Genomic DNA, 18,028 nt, shown 5'->3' on the forward strand with positions numbered 1-18,028 from the left:
CAACCAACTGGGCTCTTCACGTGTCACCGTGATATACTCGATTGGCAATGGCTCGCATACATTTCAACGACAACGAAATAAAATCAGAGGGAGTGACCATTCTTAACGGCCGTGTGTTGCGCGACCAAGGTGTGGATAGGTTAAAAACCGCCATTGTGCAAAGCGGCAGGAAACCGACCTTGGCCATCATACAGGTGGGGGATCTCGCTGAATCCAAAGCCTACATTGAGCAAAAAAGAAAATTTGCTGAGAAAATTGGCGCAGGTTTTTTTCATACCCAATTTCCGAATGATGTTTCTCAGGCTGATCTCGAAAACGCTATTGAAAAACTAAATGTTGATCCGGGCATCCACGGTATTATTGTTCAGTTGCCGATTCCAGAATCTTTCAACAAACAAAAAGTGATCGACACTATTAGTGTTTCGAAGGACACTGACGGACTCACATCAGAAAATAAAAAATTGCTTGAGTCTGGAAATTCCAAAGCGGTAATTCCCGCAACTGCACGAGGGGTTTTATCACTTCTGCGCGGATACGATGTTTCCGTTTCTGGGAAAAAAGTGACGGTAATAGGAAGATCGGCGTTAGTCGGCGCCCCGATTGCAACACTGTTGGCGCGAGAGGGGGCGGAAGTTACGGTTTGTCATCGGGAAACCAATAATGTTCCTGAAAAAAGTAGAAACGCTGAGATTCTGATTGTCGCCGTTGGCCACCCCCATTTTGTAACTGTCGAATACGTTTCGAAGGGTCAGGTGGTGGTTGACGTCGGTATCAACTCAGTGGCTAGCAGCACGTTCAAACAAGAAAGTGTTGAAAAATTGGAGTATGAAATCCCAAAGCGGCAATTGGTAGGGGATGTCGATTTTGAAGCTGTTAAAAATATTGTCGCCGCCATTTCACCAGTTCCCGGCGGAGTGGGGCCGATGACAGTGCTTTCTTTATTCGAGAATCTGATTGAGGCAGCAGCGGTTGACAATAGGTAAATATTTGTGTCAGTATTCCATTTAGATTTTTGAAAAAGATTGTTTTGTTAAACATCAAAACCGCCCGCTGTTTTTAGCGTCGGGCAGAAACAAAGGAAATTGTTATGACCAGTAGTAGGGTTGCTATCGACGATCGTCGGAAACTAAGTGCGGAACAAACCTCCACCTATACTCGGTACGAAAGCCAGCTCCGTCGCCAACTCCTAAAGGGGGTGCTCGACACTGAGGCCGTTCTTGCTGGTTTGCAGGAGCTAACGCAGATGACAATAGGTTCCTTCAGCTGCAACGGTCAGCCAGAAATTCCAGGTTGGGCGAAGCAGGAAAAACCAATTATCCAACATCTTCCGTGTGGGTGGGTCAATCCTTCGAAGTTCGCTCTCACTGATGTTCTAAAAGACGGAGAAAAGGTTATTGACGGCGATGATTTTCTGCTAAGGGCGCAAGCAGTGCCCGGTTCAATGAACGCCTGCGCGTTCGATTTTTATGCCAAGGAGCAGAATTGGAAATATTTGCCCAGGAATGTCGAAGTTGTTGTGTTTCCTAACACCGTGTTTTGCCATTGGGATGGCGATCGGCATGTGGCGTGTCTCTTTCGGAAAGGCGTGGAGTGGGAGCGTGTCCCCCATTGCCTTAAATCTAAGGTCGATCGTGAATTCCTTGTAGCTTCGTTTGTAAATCCCGAGCCTTTGGAAGCTAGGGTTTCTTAACCCCTCGACTTTAGTACTTTCGCTTTACCAGTATCGCTCAGAAATGTGCGATGCTGTTTTTTTGTGTTAGAATTGAAACGTTAGCAGTTAATCAATCAATAAAATTATGGAAAACGAAAAAAATACATGTAATTGCTCTCATTGGGTAGACGGTAGACTTCACAAAGCGGGGATTGCCGCCTTGGTTTTGTTAACAGTTTTTTTGGTGGCGAAATCGGTCACTGAAGTAAAGGGTTGGTCTTTGATTGGCAAGGACATTCCGCCACAAACAACTATCACGGTTTCTGGAAAGGGTGATGTAGTTGTTAAGCCTGACATCGCAACATTTACGTTTAGCATCACCGAGGAATCGTTGGTGGTTGCTACAGCTCAGGATGAGGTTGCCAAAAAAGAAAAAGAGGTTTTGGCATTCATTGAGAAAGCCGGTGTTTCTAAGGATGACGTAAAAGTTTCTGGATACAATTTGTATCCTCGTTATGAATATCAGAACGCTAGCATCTACGGTCCAAATGGCAAACAAATTCTCGCAGGATATGTTGTGACTGAATCCGTGGAAGTGAAGGTTCGAAAAATTGCTGATGCCGGAAAAATTATCGGCAGTCTCGGTGAGCTCGGTGTCACCGACTTGAGCGGTCTCACTTTCAGTGTTGATGGGCAGGAGCAAGTTGCAAAACAAGCTCGCGTGATAGCTATAAAAGACGCTCAAACAAGTGCCAAAAGTTTGGCCAACGACCTCGGCGTTTCCCTCGTAAGAATTGTCAGTTTCTCTGAAAGCGGTTCCTATCCAATGCCAATGTATTATGCCAAATCACAAGCTTTGGGCATGGGCGGGGCTGATATGGCAACACCAGAGCTACCGGGGGGAACAAACAAAATCACTTCAAACGTTAGCATTACCTACGAGATTCGGTAAATCGAGTTTTGGAAGACAAAATTTAACAAAAATCCCCGTCCCGATGTACATCGGGACGGGGATTTTACTTGACATTTCAAACGAAAGGAGTATTGTATTGGGGTAACCCCGAGCGGGGTTTTTTGATACAATAAAGAGTAATAAGCAAACAAAACATGAAATTAGGACAATATTTACAGGAAACAAAAGCCGAACTCGCCCATGTCAGTTGGCCAACCAGAAGCCAAGCGATTATCTACAGTATCGTGGTAGTTGTTATTTCTTTTGCCACAGCATTCTATCTCGGTGGACTCGATTTTATTTTTTCTACGTTATTGCAAAAATTTGTACTTTAATTTTTTATGTCAAAACAAAAAATTCAAGAAGGAAGAAATTGGTATGCTATTCATACCTACGCAGGATATGAAAACGCGGTGGCGCGAAATCTAAAACAGCGTATCGAATCTCTGGGAATGGAAGACCGCATTTTTAATGTGCTCGTGCCCGTTGAAAAGAAAATTAAGATCAAGGGAGGCAAGCGAGTAGAGGAGGAGGAAAAAATTTATCCCGGGTATGTGCTCGTTGATATGACCGTTACGGATGACTCTTGGTATGTGGTGCGAAATACGCCACGAGTAACCGGGTTCGTAGGTTCCGGAGTTTTTCCGGTGCCACTTGATAAGGCCGAAGTGGAAACACTCTTTAGTAGAATGAATTCCGATGTGGTCAAACACAATATTGATTTGGAAGTAGAAGACGCAGTAACCATTGTTGACGGCCCATTTAAAGATTTGGAAGGAAAAGTGGGTGAAGTCGATAGTGAGCGTGGCAAGGTAAAGGTTTTGGTCAGCATGTTCGGTCGGGAAACACCAGTCGAATTAGATTTTCTTCAGGTGAAGAAAATCTAATTCGACAGTTGTCAGATTTAAGATTATAGATTAAAGTAGTGTTTCTCCGACTTTTTCTTACTTAAATCTTTAATCTTTTAACTTTAATCTATATATGGCCAAAAAAGCAGTAAAAAAACTTAAACTCTTGATTGAAGGTGGAAAAGCCAACCCGGCACCGCCGATTGGACCCGCGCTCGGTCAAGCTAAAGTAAACATTGGTGAATTTGTCACACGTTTTAACGCTGGGACCAAGGATATGAAAGGGGATATTGTTCCTGTAGAAATTTCTGTATACGAAGATCGAACTTTTGATTTAGTTTTCAAAACTCCTCCGGCTACGTCGCTTATTCTCAAGGCTGCCGGAAAGGAGAAGGGTTCAGGCAAAAATGTGGTCAGTAAAGCCGGAACGATTACCAAAGCTAAAGTTCGCGAAATTGCTGAGAAAAAACTAAAAGATTTAAATGCTAATACCGTTGAGGCTGCTATGAAGATTATCGAAGGTTCATGCCGATCGATGGGGATAGAAGTTAAGGGTTAGAAGCGCTCAAACTATCCTTATGCGGAACGCAAAAGCCCTCTCCTGCGGAGGGCTTTTTAGTACTCGGCGGTTTCCGATACTGAATATTTTTTCTCAAAAATATTCAGTATCGGACCAAGCAAACCGCCTGCGAACATTCCGCACAAGGATAGTTCTCGCTAGGATTTCGCGATAAGAATCGCGAAAGAATGAGTTAGCAAAACTACTACGTGATAGTGGGGGTTTTGTGGTAAAATTGCTTTAAATAAAAAATATATGAAAACTAAACTATACGTCGGTTGCGCCCTAGGAGGACTGACCGAAGACAATAAAAAAGAATTTCTTGAAAAGATTGTTCGGGTTAAAAATATTTTGAGAGGTCAAGGATTTGAAGTTTTAGAATTTGTGGGATTGGGAGAACACACACCTGCCGAGATTTACCAGCACGATATTTTGGGCTGTGTTGCCGCCTGCGATGCCATGCTTGCGATTTGTGATTATCCCTCCACGGGGATGGGCTATGACTAGCGACTGTTATTGAGAAGCGTGGCTTGCCAGTGCTCGCTGTGGCTCACACAGACTCATTTGTTTCCAAAATTGTTCGCGGTATCTCTAAACCAAATTTTCATTTCGAGCGATACACGGATTTTGAAAAGGAAGTTCCGGCGCTAGTGGAAAAATATTTAAAATAAGTAAAAATTTGTACGATATATCGTACAAATTTTTACTTTTCCTTCTGCGTCTGTTCCGCGTACTTCAGCGTTCGTTCCGCACGGTCTCGCTTATTTTTTCTCCTCAGGTGACTTGAGTACCGCGAAATCTGCTTTTAGTTTTCGAATTTGGCCTTTCATAATGAGTGTGGCTTCGTCGCGTTTTTCCCGACCGACGCCATCGACGATGTCTTTTTTGTGGTATTTACTTTTACGTGCGTTGACTGCTTCAGTTAGTTCTTCAAAAACAATTTGGCAGACGCGCTCTCCAGGATAGAGCCTGACCGCTTGCGAATGAGTGTTATTACGAAGAGGAAGAGTGAGTTGTCCCTCGTACCCTGAATCGATAATACCGGTAAGATCGAGAGAAAGTCCTTTGCGGTTGGTGGATGATCTTGGGTAGAGCACCGCCATCAAATCTTTAGGAATTTTAATAGTTTCAAGTGTTGAAACCAATACGTATTCGTGAGGCAACAGTTCAAAATATTGTCCCTCTTCAAGTTCCACAACATCGAAAAAGCCGCTGTTATTTTTATCGAAGTGGGTGTTGTCGAGCGACTCTCTGCCGTTCGCAGTCAGGTGCCAAATTTTAGGAATAAGAAATGTAAATCCCAATCGAAGGTCAACGGCGTGTTCCTGCAGTTGCATGCTGTCGAGGTTTGGGCTAAAAGTGATTTCACCTTTCTCGACGCGTTCGATAATTTGTTTTTTGGTTATGACGCTCATGGGAAGGGTGTAGGGGTTAGGGTTTAGTTAGACCGGTTTATTTTATACTAAGATTTGCGGATGTAAACTTGATAATCAGCGTCAAATGGGTTTTTATCATCCTTCGCTTCAAATTTTGATTCGGTAAGTTTCCAGATTGTTGGATCAAGGGGAGGGAAGAAGGCGTCACCTTCAATCGTTGTGTGAATGAGTGTTCGGTATACCTTGTCGGTTTTTGGAAAAGCCTCAGCATACAAGTGAGCTCCACCAATATTAAATACCTCTGTTTCGGCTGAGGTTTTTTCAAGGGCTTCTTCAAAAGAATGAACAACGATACATCCAGGCGCTTTGAAATCCGCATTACGTGTTACGACAATATTAACTCGATCGGGAAGGGGTTTGCCCAAACTATTCATGATGGATTCGTACGTATTTCGGCCCATAATCACCGTATGGCCTTTTGTTATTGCGGCAAAATGTTTTTGATCGCTAGGCATTCGCCAAGGGATTTTATTACCTTGTCCGATGACGTTATTTTCTGACGTGGCGACAATTATCGATAGCATAGTTATAAAGCGATTTTGAGGCCTTTAATGGCTTCGTGTGGTTTGTATTGATTAGTTAGATTTTCTACAATTTCTTCCACCAATTTTTTATCTTGTTTTTCAGCACGGTCGAAGGCATTTTTTGGCAAGCTTAAAACAATTTTTGGATGATTGTTTTCGCGTTTGATCATTTCGTCAGCTGCAAAATAGTGATTGTCGTAAATGTGCGCGTTGGAAATTGAATGCGAGTAAATTCCGGGACGAACTCCTAATTTTTGCGCCAGAATGTGAGCGAGTAGAGCAAAACCGGCGACGTCAGAGGGAAATCCCAGAACGATATCGTTTGATCGGACGATGTTGTGAAAATTTAGTCGTCCGCCAATAATATTTACGGTAAATGTATATGGGCAGGGAACATTTTTTTTCACAGCTCCACCAAGCCCATCTTGCGCCGGATCCCAAGTCACCACCACGCCGTGTCGGGAGCTCGGTTCTTTTTGCAAAAGTTTAATGAGTAATCCAAGCTGGTCGCGACCGAAGTGTTTCCGCCATCGATAGCCATAGGCAACAGTGACCACATCTCCCGGGTTGGTAAACATGTCCCAAATTTTTGTAAATTGTCGCAGGAAAATTTCGGGCTTCCTTGCGCCGGTAATAAACCAAACTTGTTCGGCCACAAACATTGGTATTGGAATTTTCCGCAAGGTCAAAAGAGGGAAGCCATCTTTTTCAAGATCAATGGAAAAATGCATGCCGGGAATAGCTTTGGTTTCGTGTCCGGTGCGCTCGTTCATCTCAGAGATACCCTTGGTTTGGATATCTTTCAGGATGTTTTTATAGACTTCATCGAATATTGCCATGATTTGTTGAATTGAATTATAGTGCCTTTATGTTGCTCTCGCAATCAAAAAACGTTTTGCTATAATGGGCCCATGAATATTCCTTTTCCCTACATGCCCGAAGGACGAACCGTTAAATTTGTCCCTGCTCATGATCGATTTATGCGCGCGGCTGAAACAGCGTGCAGGGAACTTTCGACAGATTATAACCATCCGAATGGCGCAGTCTTGGTTAAAGACGGAACGGTAATTGCTCGCGCCGCAAATCAGTCTGGTTTGAAGAATAAAAAAATGCTTCAACTTCATAAAGCCGGTTGGTGTGTGCGCCGCATTTTAAAAATTCCTTCAGGGCAAAAATATTGGCTTTGCCCGGGATGCGCGTCATCAAAAAATCATTCCGAAACGCGTGTCGTCAAAACTGCTCAAAAACAAGGGCTGGATACTACAGGGGCTGATGTCTATCTGTGGGGACACTGGTGGTGTTGTGAACCGTGTTGGAATTCGATGATCGCCGGCGGTATCAAAGATGTCTATCTTCTTGAGGGCAGTGATAAGCTTTTTAATCCTAAATTTCCGGAAAATATAATTGGAAAGTAGGAAAAGGGCCCGTCTAGGGTCCTTTTTCTTTTGCCAAAAGGCTGTGTTAGAATGGTTTTACTATGGTATAAGTTTTTCCAAATCTGATTTTATTTCCCGATGCTCCGTACTCGGAGTTCGGGATCCCGATCGCTTCGCATCGGGACTTAATTCTTTTAATCTATCCACATGAAAGACAAACAAATTGAAAAACTTATAAAACTCGAAGAAGCTCGGCAGAAGAAGGTGATCAATCTTATCGCTTCGGAAAATTATGTTTCAAAAGATGTGTTGACAGCACTCGGTTCAAAACTGACCGACAAGTATGGGGAAGGGTATCCAGGAAAAAGATATTATCGCGGTACAAAGGTTGTCGATGAGGTTGAATTGCTCGCGCAAAAACGCGCGTTGGAACTTTTTGATCTTGATCCGCAACGGTGGAGTGTCAACGTCCAGCCGCTTTCAGGTTCGCCTGCCAACTTCGCAGTGTATTCCGCGCTTGTGCCACCAGGAGGGAAAATTATGGGTATGACACTCTCGCATGGAGGACATCTCACTCACGGTCAACCAGTTTCTATGACTGGAAAATTTTGGATGCAAGTGCCGTATGGACTTTCAAAAGAAACTGAACAACTTGATTATGAAGAAGTAAAAAAAATTGCTGTTGCTGAAAAGCCCAACATTATCGTTGCGGGTTTTACCGCCTACGCGCACGTGGTAGATTTCAAAAAGTTTCGAGAAATTGCAGACGCTTCAGGAGCAATTCTCATGGTAGACATGTCGCATTTCGCGGGACTTGTAGCAGGAAAAGTGTATCTGTCACCATTTTTGTATGCTGACATAGTGACTACTACTACGCACAAAACACTTCGCGGTCCGCGTTCGGCCATGATTTTTTCCAAAATTGACGAACGCGAGTTTAACAAAAAAATAGACAAAATTATTATTCCAGGTCTTCAAGGTGGCCCACACTTCAATCAAATTGCCGCGGTGGCTGTTGCTCTCAAAGAAGCCAATACGCCCGCATTCAAAAAGTACGCGTCCCAAATAATTAAAAATGCGAAAGTGCTAGCGGACGAACTTGCCAAACTTGGCTGGAGAATTGTTGAAGGTGGGACAGAAACCCATTTGTTGCGCGTTGATGTTTGGCAAGACGGGAAAGGAATTAGCGGGCGAGAAGCGGCAGATAAACTGGAAGCGGCGGGAATTATTGTTAACGAAAATACGATTCCTTTCGATACTAGAAAACCCATGGATCCATCGGGCATTCGTCTCGGTACGCCAGCAGAAACGACACGCGGAAAAAAAGAAAAAGATTTTCGCAAGATTGCGCAGAAAATAGATGAAGTTTTGAGAAAATAACTATGAATGAAATTCCCCAAAATGTTCCGGAACAACCTATCAATGTATATCTTACACAACTTCGTAAAGCCCTCGACTCAAAGGACGCAACGCTTCTTGGGTCAGTCATAAATGGAATTCAGAGAAATGTTCAAGGGACAGATAGGACAAGTTTTTCACCTTTGGATGATGAGGATATCCGTACGCTACTGGAAACCGGAAGAGCAGAGATAAACGTAGGTACTGGAACACATGGTCAGCGTATCTATATTAAGGATGCGGAATTACATATGCCTCCTGGCGGCCCTAGGGTTGAAAAGGCAAAAGTTGTAATCGAACAGAGGATGAACTTCAAACGTTTATTTGATTTGCCTCTTGATTTATCCGACACTGAAGACTTGCGGGTTAGATTTTAATTACGTGAAAAGCATGAAAAAAGTAAATATATAATTATCGAAATAATATGAATCCAGAACAGCCTGAAAATTTGGGCAAGGTTTCTAAGAGTGCTATGTTTCATTCCCAAGAGGATTTTCAAAAGGATGAAGCCATGCGTGAATCGGCGTATAGGAAAATGGAAAAATATGCCACTGATCTGGGTTGCCAATTTAGTAGCTACAATGGTTCTCGTTATATTGAATTTAAAACCTGGCAGGAAGCATTAGATTTTCAGGAGTTCTGCGATACAGAATTCGGTTTTAAGGTTAAGGTGAATGACCCAGCAAAAACTGACGGTAGGTTTTTAAAGCCAGGATACAAAGTGTTTCCTGTGTTTGAGAGTTAAACAAAAAAACCAAATTTTGAGCAAAATCCTAAGAAATTGCGAAAAAAATAGAAGAGGGTATGATGGATGAAGTCGAAATTTGACCTATGATTATTGATTTTTTGATTGATCTTCCAGGGAAAATTTTCAATTTTCTTTGGACTTGTGGCGCGCCCAAACCTCCGAGCTCGCGCCCGCTTTGGCAGGTTTTGGAAGATGAAGGTTCTGGACAATCTCTCAACCTGACTGGGTTTACTGAAGGCGACCGTCAAAAGGCGGGCGAGATAGCTCGCGAAAGAGCCCGCTCGGCAAAGTAATTTTCAAAGACGCACTCCGTTCACGGTTCGGTTCGCGTCTTTTTCTTTTGATTTTTTTCAAGGTGGATACATCTTCGTGATATAGTTTTGTTAGATTTTTTAGTTTTTTATGAGCAAAAGAAGATGGCGGAGGTACAGCGAATGTGATTTGGGGAAGGAGTTTATGGAGCTTGCTGAGAAATTAGGTTTGACCAAAACAAAACTAGCAAAGGCCCTTGGAGTTACTCCAAATTGTATTTTTAAGATTTTTCGTGGTGATCAACCAAGTATCCGACTCGTCGTTTCTTTAAGGGCGCTGGTACTTTTACACGAATCTTCACAGCCGGTTGCTATCGCTCGACTGCTCACAAACCTTTCACATGAAGGCCGAGTCCAGGTCGGAGGACAACTCACCGGAAGTGGGATGCAACTTTTGGAATTATTCGATCCAACGACTCTGAGCCCGAGCGCGGAAGACGATTACCAAATTTAATTTTCAAAGACGCACTCCGTTTATGGTTCGCGTCTTTTTTCTTTTTTAAACTTGAGGAAGTTTAGGTCGCGTGGTAGTGTTCAAACAGCTTACAGAACAACTCATGCGTTTATGGCAAAACACAGGATTGATATTGAGTTAGCAGGGCTCGCCAGGGAGTTTCAGCAACTTTTTCTCATGAGCGGGTGGAATCAAAGAGAGTGCGCCCAGCATCTTGGGGTATCCTTTACCCACATTAATGGAATTCTTAATGGTGGCGGCCAACCATCCGTAACTCTGGTTAAGTTAATTAAGTTGATGGTTGAAGGACCGACAAAAACAGACTACAGATCACTAATTCTAGTTCTTGAAAAGTTTCCTGTCGCAACTCGTGCAGAAATAATAGGGTCACTTGAGACTTTACTTCGCAGTAGTCTCGCTCGAAAGTTTTGATTTGAAAGACGCCACCTCGCGTCTTTTTTCTTTGTCGGTTACAATGTCGTGTATGACGCAGAAAGGAAAATTTATTGTGATCGATGGTGGGGAAGGGGCAGGGAAAAGTACCCTGATGGGTTTTTTGCCGGAAATTTTTCCCTCGACGCCGAGCTCGGGACAAGCCACATTTCTAGCTACACGCGAGCCTGGAGGTTCTCCGTTTGCTGAAGAAATTCGCAATTTGATGCTTTCTCGTCCCGAATCAAAAAATGCTTCGCCTGAAACTCAGTTTGGTCTTGTGTGGGCCGCGCGACACGACCACCTTCAGAAAAAAATTATTCCAGCACTTAATGAGGGAGTTCATGTTATTTCTGATCGCTTCGATTCTTCAACCTACGCCTATCAAATTTTTGGCCAAGAGGCGCCGCAATTAGAAAAACTTTTTTGGGATATTCGTAATATTTACTTACGTGATGCGCAGCCTGACCTCTATATTTTTCTCGATATCGATCCTGCGATTGGCCTCAAGCGTGTGGCAGAACGTCGCAAGGAGACAGACCATTTTGATCAGCGGAAATTGGATTTTCACCAGAGAATTCGCGAAGGCTATTTAGAATTTCTAAAAAAAGTACCAAGCGTGATTATTGATTCGAGTGGCACAATTCCGGAGGGGAAGGAAAAGTTTTTTGAGGCAATAAAAAGCGCCCTATTAAAATAATTGTATGGAAATTAAAATTAAACGATTACACCCCGACGCCAAATTGCCGAGTTACGCTCATCCGGGAGACGTGGGGCTTGATCTGTTTTCGTTGGAGGAGGTGACGGTAGCTCCCGGAGCGCACCATCGTTTTGCTAACGGTTTCGCTTTAGAATTTCCAGAGGGTTACGCCGCTATCGTCAAAGACAAGGGAGGTATTTCAAAAGCAGGACTTCATTGTATGGGCGGAGTGTTTGATGCAGGATTTCGTGGCGAGTACAATGTGCATCTGGTAAATTTAGGTGACAAAGCGTACACCTTTGAAAAAGGTGATAAAGTGGCACAACTCGTGATTTTTCCGGTGGCAATTGCTAAGCTTGTTGAGGCGAAGGAACTTTCAGATAGCAGTAGGGGGATGGGGCAGTTTGGGAGCACTGGAAGAAAGTAGATTAGTTGGTAGACAGTAGTATGTAGACAAGAGGAGAAAATAATTATGATTGAGGAAAAAATAAAAAAATTAATACAGGAAAGTCTAAAAAAAATCGGCATTGAGTCGGCCGAGGTAGTTCTCGAGCACCCAGCCGAAATTACTAACGGAGATTTTTCGACGAATATCGCTCTGGCTTTGGCAAAAAGTTTAAAAATGAAACCGCGAGAGTTAGCGGGAAAAATTCTAGTTGAATTGGAGAAAAGTAAACCTCGCGATTTCGAGCGGCTCGAAATCGCCGGCCCGGGCTTCATTAATTTTTATCTTGCCAAAACTTTCTTTACGGAAAATGTTGCGACTGTTTTAAAGGAGGGCGGAAATTTTGGAAAAAATTCGACACGGAAGGGCGAAAAAATCATTGTTGAATACACCAACACCAACCTTTTCAAGGAACTCCATATCGGCCACATGATGAGTAACAATATCGGTGAATCGCTTTCTCGTATTTGGGAATTTCAAGCGGCAGAAGTAAAACGAGATACGTATCAGGGTGATGTCGGCCTTCACGTGGCGAAAGCCATTTTCGGTATGCAAAAGTTGGTTTCAGAAATGCCAAAAGAAAGCGCTAGTTTGCATGAAAAAATTGTGTTTCTTGGAAAGGCGTACGCAGCCGGCTCTGTGGCATACGACGAAGATAAAACTTCCGAAGCCCGCATTAAGGAATTAAACAAAATCATTTTTGAAAAAAGTGATTCTGAAATAAACCAATTGTACGCCTGGGGCAGGGAGGTGAGTCTTGCTCATTTTGAAATTCTCTACAAAAAACTTGATACAAAGTTTGATTATTATTTCTTCGAGACCGAAGTGGCTGAGAAAGCCCTTGCTATCGTAACTGATAATCTCAAAACTGGAATTTTTGAAAAAAGTGATGGCGCGGTGGTGTTTAAGGGAGAACAATACGGACTTCACACTCGAGTTTTTATAAATTCCATGGGACTTCCAACCTACGAAGCTAAAGATATCGGTTTGGCCTTTGTGAAGTATGAAAAATATCCGTTTGATCGAGCGGTTATTATTACGGCGAACGAGCAGAACGATTATTTTAAGGTTGTCTTAAAAGCTTTGAGTCTCATTGATGCCAAGCTCGCCGGCAAAATTAAACACCTCTCGCACGGCATGCTTAAACTTTCTACTGGAAAGATGTCGTCACGTACGGGGAATGTCATAACCGGCGAAGCGCTTATCGATTCTGTCGAGGCTATGGTGCACAAAAAAATCGAAGATCGAGAGCTCGAGACCTTTGAAAGAAATAAAATTGCCGAGGCGGTTGCGATTGGAGCCATTAAATATTCCATTCTTCGCCAAGCTATTGGCGGCGACATTATTTTTGATTTCGACAAATCAATTTCTTTTGAGGGAGATTCGGGCCCGTACTTGCAGTATTCTTTCGTGCGAGCCAATTCCATTTTAGCGAAAGCCGCGGCGGAAAAAATTCTGCCTGATTTTAAACATGTGCCCGATGAAATATTTTTGATTGAACGAATGCTCACTCGTTTCCCGGAAGTAGTGGTTCGCGCCGGCGCTGATTTCGCTCCGCATCTTATCGCCACCTACCTCATCGAACTTTCCTCATCCTTTAATAGTTACTACGCTCAAAATCAAATTGTGAATTCCGGTGACCCGACTTCTTCTTACAAGGTGGCTCTTACCTCGGCTTTTGCGCAGGTTATGAAAAATGGGTTGTGGCTTCTAGGGATCCCGGTCCCTTCGAAAATGTAGAGCACAAAGTAAAACTTGCTTTTCTTTTTTTAATTTAATAAGGTATGGTCAGTTTGATTTTTTCAGCACACTGAATTATGAAAGTGTCATCTACGCTTGATTGTCCAAAGGGTATTTTAGAAACCCTTGTTGTATTCATTTTAGGGTTGGGTTTTCTCTTCGTCCTGCTCCTTAACCTCTCTGTCGCCATTTTCGCTGGGTGGGTTGTGTCTCATGTGACACACAACTTATTTCTCGGCGCGTTAGCTTCTGGGGCCGTGGCGCTCTTTATCATCGCGGAAACACTATCCCCAGGCTGTTTCATTGACCAAGATGAAGATGGAGGTCCGTGCGACGAAGGGATGTAGCTTATTACAGCGCTTTTAGAACATCGGTTCCAATGCTAGAATGACAACGTTCTAGCATTTTTTATTTTATATGGACGAAAATCTCAAGAAAAATCCACTAGTGGAAAACGAAGAAAAAACTCTGAAATTTTGGCGTGAAAATAGTATTTTCGAGAAATCTTTGGCCAAAGAGTCGCCAAAAGGTGAGTTTGTTTTCTATGAAGGCCCCCCAACAGCCAACGGTCGCCCCGGTATTCATCATCTCGAGGCGAGAGCTTTTAAAGATGCCATTCCTCGATACAAAACCATGCAAGGGTTCCATGTTCGTCGCAAAGGCGGTTGGGATACGCACGGGCTTCCCGTTGAGTTGGCGGTTGAAAAAGAACTTGGCCTTAAATCAAAAAAAGAAATTGAAGTATACGGCATCGAGGCTTTTAATAAAAAATGCAAAGAAAGTGTTTGGAAATTTGTCAGTGAGTGGGAAGAATTTACCCAGCGCATCGGCTACTGGGTTGATCTGAAAAATCCTTATGTTACTTACAAACCAGAGTACATTGAATCGGTCTGGAATATTGTTAGTAAAATAAACGAACAGGGACTTTTGTATAAAGATTACAAGGTGGTGCCGTGGTGTCCGAGGTGTGGCACCGGGCTTTCGAGCCACGAACTGGCACAGGGGTATGAGGATGTGAAGGATTTGTCGGTTACAACTAAGTTCAAAGTTAAAAGTGAAAAGTTTAAAAGTAAAGACGGGGAGGAAACCTATTTGTTGGCATGGACGACTACGCCGTGGACACTTCCTGGAAATGTCGGACTAGCTGTTGGAGAAAAAATTACCTACCAGCTCGTTGTATCGGAAGGGTTACAGTATATCGTTGCCAAGGAGCGAGCAGCAACAGTTTTCAAAGAAAAAACTTTTGAAGTAGTTCAAGATATTTCAGGCAAAGAACTTATTGGTTTGGAATACGAACCACTGTACCCATTTCTCAAAGATAATCTTTCCGAGACTGAAAAACCAAAATTGGCCAATGCGTTTAAGGTTTATCCTGCGAATTTTGTAACCACAACCGATGGAACTGGAATTGTGCACACTGCAGTGATGTATGGAACGGATGACTTTGAGCTTGGCAATAAAGTTGGCTTACCGAAACATCACCTGGTCAAAGAAGACGGAACCTTTAAAGAAGAAGTTGGTTTTTTGGCGGGGAAATTTGTGAAGCCCGCCCGAACGACTGAAGCCAGTGTTCAGTCGGGCGGGGATGAAGGCGTCGACATTTTGATTATAAAAGATTTAGCCGGACGTGGGTTGTTATTCTCAAAGGAAAAATATTCTCACAGTTATCCGCACTGTTGGCGCTGTCACACCCCACTTATCTATTTCGCCCGAGATTCTTGGTACATCAAGATGTCTGCGCTTCGCGAAAAATTACTTTCAGAAAATGAAAAAATAAATTGGGAACCCGATTATATTAAGCATGGCCGGTTTGGTGAATGGTTGAAGGACGTAAAGGATTGGGCAATTTCCCGAGAGCGATATTGGGGAACGCCGTTACCTGTTTGGAAAACTTCAGCTACTTCGGGAAACGCCGAAAAATATGTCGTAATCGGATCAATTGCTGATCTCAAAAAGTATGCCAAAAAATCTGGCAATACCTATTTCGTAATGCGTCACGGCGAGTCGGTTCACAATCTTGAGTGGAGGATCAGTACTACGCACGACAATCGTGAGGATTGTCTGACTGAAAAAGGTAAAGCTCAGGCTTTAGCTTCAGCGCAAACCCTCAAGGATAAAAAAATCGATATGATCGTAGTTTCGCCGTTCAAAAGAACCAGAGAAACTAGTGAAATTGTGCGAGAGGCTTTGGGTTTGTCACCAGAAAAAGTAACCCTCGATGAACGATTGCATGAGATCGGGGTGTATTCCTTTGAAGGAAAAACATGGGAAGAGTACCATGAGGTTTTTCCTAAAACTGAAGAATATTTTACCGCCAAGCGTGACGGTGACGAATCATATCTTGATGCGAAGATAAGAATGATGAAAGTTCTGTACGAGTACGAATCTAAATACCAAGGAAAAAATATTCTGTTTGTCACTCATGGAGGCCCAGGCTGGCTTCTTAATGCCGGTTCCCATGGACTATCACTATCTGAAACCTACAGTGCGATTAGTTCAATTGATAACGCTCGACAGGATGGAATTAAAAACGCTGAAATTCGAGAGCTTGATTTTGTTCCTCTGCCACATAATGAAAATTATGAACTCGATCTCCATCGACCGTTCATCGACGCAATCGAACTTATCGATGAAAATGGCGCGCCTATGACTCGCGCTAAAGAAGTGATGGATGTTTGGTTTGATTCAGGGGCAATGCCGTTTGCTCAGGACGCGGATCTACGCCGAACAGACGCAGAATCCGCCGCGGCGGACGGAAAAAAATCGTGGGACGATATTTCTTACCCTGCGGATTTTATTTCTGAGGCCATCGACCAGACTCGCGGTTGGTTTTATACGTTGCACGCAATTGGCGTACTGACCGGGAAGGGAAGAGCCTACAAAAATGTTATTTGCCTTGGACATATTTTGGATGCCGAAGGCAAGAAGATGTCGAAATCTGTCGGGAACGTGGTTGACCCGCACAAAATGATTGAAAAGTATGGCGCAGACCCATTACGATTTTGGATGTACAGTGTTAATCAACCCGGAGAGCCAAAAAATTTTGACGAAAAAACGGTAGATGAGATCGTGAAAAAGGTTTTTAATCTCACATCGAACGTTCTCACTTTCTACCAGTTGTATGCAGAAACAGAACACGGATCACAGAACACAGAACACGAAAAGCAAATCAGTAACAACGTTTTAGACCAATGGATACTCACTCGACTCAATCAACTCGTTGCCGAAGTTACAACCTCTCTCAATTCTTATAAATTACTCGAACCAACTCGGGCGATCCGTGATTTTATCGCCGACCTATCGCAGTGGTATTTGCGGCGATCGCGCGACAGATTTAAGGGGGAAGATGAAGCGGATAAAAATTCTGCTCTACAAACTACAAATTACGTACTGCTGACTCTTGCGAAAGTCATGGCTCCATTTACTCCATTTTTTGCTGATTTCTTGTACAAAGGAGTTGAGGGAAAAGAGCAAAGTGTTCATTTGGAGAAATGGCCCGAAGAAAGTTTAAAGTTTAAAGTTGAAGGTTTAAAAGTTCTGGAGCAAATGGAAGAAGTGAGAAAAATTGTTTCGCTTGGATTAGAACAACGAGCAAAGGCTGGGATAAAAGTTCGACAACCGCTCCAAAAATTAAAAATTAAAAGTGAAAAGTTAAAAATTTCTGACAAGGATTTTCTCGGGCTCGTGAAAGATGAAGTGAACGTCAAAGAAGTCGTCATTGATCTCAGTCTGTCGACCGAAGTAGAACTCGATCTCAACATCACTCCCGAACTTAAAGAAGAGGGAAGTGTTCGAGAATTTGTTCGCGCGATACAGGATTTGAGAAAGACCAGTGGATTTAATCCAGGTGAATTAGCTGAGCTTACTGTTGATGCGGACGAAAAAACTTTACAATTTTTACAGAAATACGAGAAAGATCTCATCAAATCGACTCAATTAAAGAAAATTCAATATGCCTCTGTGTCAGGCGGGACAGAAGTTTCTCTCGAGGAAGCAAAGGTAAAAATTTCTATTTCTAAATAAGTGTGGTCTAGTGTGAAATTGGGGATAACTTTTTCATTATTCGTTGTGTTTGATAAAGGAGAAAGGTATAATTACACCAGTAGCGCGAGCTCTTTAAAAGAAGTCGAGATTGTTTGTGATAGTTGTAGTTTTGGAACAGGAAGGATTCATGCTTCAAAACTACAACTATCCGGGTACATTGTAGACTCAGTCTTCCCCTCACAAGGAAAACAAATGTCGCAACGACACCCACAAAAAACAAACAAACAAAACAAAAAAATCCCTCCAACTTCCACACCCACTTTCCACAAATCCCAAACAACCAAACCAACCCTTCCCCAATCACCAATTCCAAAACCCACCAAACCCACCTCCAACCCCACCCGCAAAACTCCACACTCCACACTCCACACTCCACACTCCACACTCCACACTCCACACTCCACACTCCA

22 protein-coding genes are annotated in these 18,028 nt (G+C 43.1%); 19 read left to right on the top strand and 3 right to left on the bottom strand.

The window, feature by feature from the left end:
- Positions 1-47: 47 nt before the first annotated feature.
- The 7 genes from V4467_03365 (at position 48) to V4467_03395 (ending at position 4,517) form a co-directional block, all read left to right on the top strand.
- Complete coding sequence (locus V4467_03365) at positions 48-983, top strand: bifunctional 5,10-methylenetetrahydrofolate dehydrogenase/5,10-methenyltetrahydrofolate cyclohydrolase (protein MES2088003.1); 936 nt, start codon at positions 48-50, stop codon at positions 981-983.
- A 104-nt stretch (positions 984-1,087) separates the two neighbouring features.
- Positions 1,088-1,690: a hypothetical protein gene (locus tag V4467_03370; protein ID MES2088004.1), complete on the top strand. Its 603-nt coding sequence runs from the start codon at positions 1,088-1,090 to the stop codon at positions 1,688-1,690.
- 106 nt (positions 1,691-1,796) lie between these two features.
- Positions 1,797-2,603, top strand: a complete 807-nt coding sequence (locus V4467_03375) for an SIMPL domain-containing protein (GenBank protein ID MES2088005.1) — start codon at positions 1,797-1,799, stop codon at positions 2,601-2,603.
- A 155-nt stretch (positions 2,604-2,758) separates the two neighbouring features.
- Positions 2,759-2,938 carry a preprotein translocase subunit SecE gene (secE, locus tag V4467_03380; protein MES2088006.1) on the top strand — a complete coding sequence of 60 codons (180 nt, stop codon included), beginning with the start codon at positions 2,759-2,761 and terminating at the stop codon, positions 2,936-2,938.
- 6 nt (positions 2,939-2,944) lie between these two features.
- Positions 2,945-3,490 carry a transcription termination/antitermination protein NusG gene (gene nusG / locus V4467_03385; protein MES2088007.1) on the top strand — a complete coding sequence of 182 codons (546 nt, stop codon included), beginning with the start codon at positions 2,945-2,947 and terminating at the stop codon, positions 3,488-3,490.
- Positions 3,491-3,584: 94 nt separating this feature from the next.
- Complete coding sequence (gene rplK / locus V4467_03390; GenBank protein MES2088008.1) at positions 3,585-4,010, top strand: 50S ribosomal protein L11; 426 nt, start codon at positions 3,585-3,587, stop codon at positions 4,008-4,010.
- Positions 4,011-4,265: 255 nt separating this feature from the next.
- Complete coding sequence (locus V4467_03395; protein ID MES2088009.1) at positions 4,266-4,517, top strand: hypothetical protein; 252 nt, start codon at positions 4,266-4,268, stop codon at positions 4,515-4,517.
- A gap of 254 nt (positions 4,518-4,771) precedes the next feature.
- Here the strand turns inward: V4467_03395 and dcd are convergent, their stop codons facing one another.
- Genes dcd through V4467_03410 form a run of 3 tightly spaced genes read right to left on the bottom strand, consistent with a single transcriptional unit; the run spans position 4,772 to position 6,809 of the window.
- The gene (gene dcd, locus V4467_03400; protein ID MES2088010.1) at positions 4,772-5,425 is read right to left on the bottom strand and encodes a dCTP deaminase; all 654 of its coding nucleotides are present in this window, start codon (positions 5,423-5,425) and stop codon (positions 4,772-4,774) included.
- A 47-nt stretch (positions 5,426-5,472) separates the two neighbouring features.
- On the bottom strand, positions 5,473-5,970 hold the full coding sequence (locus V4467_03405; GenBank protein ID MES2088011.1) for a dihydrofolate reductase: 498 nt from the start codon (positions 5,968-5,970) through the stop codon (positions 5,473-5,475).
- 2 nt (positions 5,971-5,972) lie between these two features.
- On the bottom strand, positions 5,973-6,809 hold the full coding sequence (locus V4467_03410; GenBank protein MES2088012.1) for a thymidylate synthase: 837 nt from the start codon (positions 6,807-6,809) through the stop codon (positions 5,973-5,975).
- A gap of 72 nt (positions 6,810-6,881) precedes the next feature.
- On the opposite strand from V4467_03410, the gene V4467_03415 reads away from it, so the two are divergent.
- The 12 genes from V4467_03415 (at position 6,882) to V4467_03470 (ending at position 17,597) form a co-directional block, all read left to right on the top strand.
- A complete protein-coding gene (locus tag V4467_03415) occupies positions 6,882-7,385 on the top strand; it encodes a deaminase (GenBank protein ID MES2088013.1) in 504 nt (167 codons plus the stop codon).
- A 168-nt stretch (positions 7,386-7,553) separates the two neighbouring features.
- On the top strand, positions 7,554-8,726 hold the full coding sequence (gene glyA / locus V4467_03420) for a serine hydroxymethyltransferase (GenBank protein MES2088014.1): 1,173 nt from the start codon (positions 7,554-7,556) through the stop codon (positions 8,724-8,726).
- Positions 8,727-8,728: 2 nt separating this feature from the next.
- Positions 8,729-9,121: a hypothetical protein gene (locus tag V4467_03425; GenBank protein ID MES2088015.1), complete on the top strand. Its 393-nt coding sequence runs from the start codon at positions 8,729-8,731 to the stop codon at positions 9,119-9,121.
- Between the two features lie 47 nt (positions 9,122-9,168).
- Positions 9,169-9,489: a hypothetical protein gene (locus V4467_03430; GenBank protein ID MES2088016.1), complete on the top strand. Its 321-nt coding sequence runs from the start codon at positions 9,169-9,171 to the stop codon at positions 9,487-9,489.
- 86 nt (positions 9,490-9,575) lie between these two features.
- On the top strand, positions 9,576-9,785 hold the full coding sequence (locus V4467_03435; GenBank protein MES2088017.1) for a hypothetical protein: 210 nt from the start codon (positions 9,576-9,578) through the stop codon (positions 9,783-9,785).
- 109 nt (positions 9,786-9,894) lie between these two features.
- Positions 9,895-10,257, top strand: coding sequence for a helix-turn-helix transcriptional regulator (locus tag V4467_03440; GenBank protein ID MES2088018.1), 363 nt, complete (start codon positions 9,895-9,897; stop codon positions 10,255-10,257).
- Between the two features lie 111 nt (positions 10,258-10,368).
- Positions 10,369-10,689: a helix-turn-helix transcriptional regulator gene (locus V4467_03445; protein ID MES2088019.1), complete on the top strand. Its 321-nt coding sequence runs from the start codon at positions 10,369-10,371 to the stop codon at positions 10,687-10,689.
- A 52-nt stretch (positions 10,690-10,741) separates the two neighbouring features.
- Positions 10,742-11,389: a dTMP kinase gene (tmk, locus tag V4467_03450; GenBank protein ID MES2088020.1), complete on the top strand. Its 648-nt coding sequence runs from the start codon at positions 10,742-10,744 to the stop codon at positions 11,387-11,389.
- Positions 11,390-11,393: 4 nt separating this feature from the next.
- A complete protein-coding gene (gene dut, locus V4467_03455; protein MES2088021.1) occupies positions 11,394-11,816 on the top strand; it encodes a dUTP diphosphatase in 423 nt (140 codons plus the stop codon).
- A 45-nt stretch (positions 11,817-11,861) separates the two neighbouring features.
- Positions 11,862-13,574, top strand: coding sequence for an arginine--tRNA ligase (argS, locus tag V4467_03460; GenBank protein MES2088022.1), 1,713 nt, complete (start codon positions 11,862-11,864; stop codon positions 13,572-13,574).
- 77 nt (positions 13,575-13,651) lie between these two features.
- Positions 13,652-13,921 carry a hypothetical protein gene (locus tag V4467_03465; GenBank protein MES2088023.1) on the top strand — a complete coding sequence of 90 codons (270 nt, stop codon included), beginning with the start codon at positions 13,652-13,654 and terminating at the stop codon, positions 13,919-13,921.
- Between the two features lie 70 nt (positions 13,922-13,991).
- Positions 13,992-17,597 (top strand): class I tRNA ligase family protein, encoded by a 3,606-nt coding sequence (locus tag V4467_03470; protein MES2088024.1) that lies wholly within the window; start codon positions 13,992-13,994, stop codon positions 17,595-17,597.
- The last annotated feature ends 431 nt before the right edge of the window (positions 17,598-18,028 follow it).

The sequence above is a fragment of the Patescibacteria group bacterium genome (assembly GCA_040390045.1).
GTDB lineage: Bacteria > Patescibacteriota > Minisyncoccia > Phycocordibacterales > SIBU01 > SIBU01.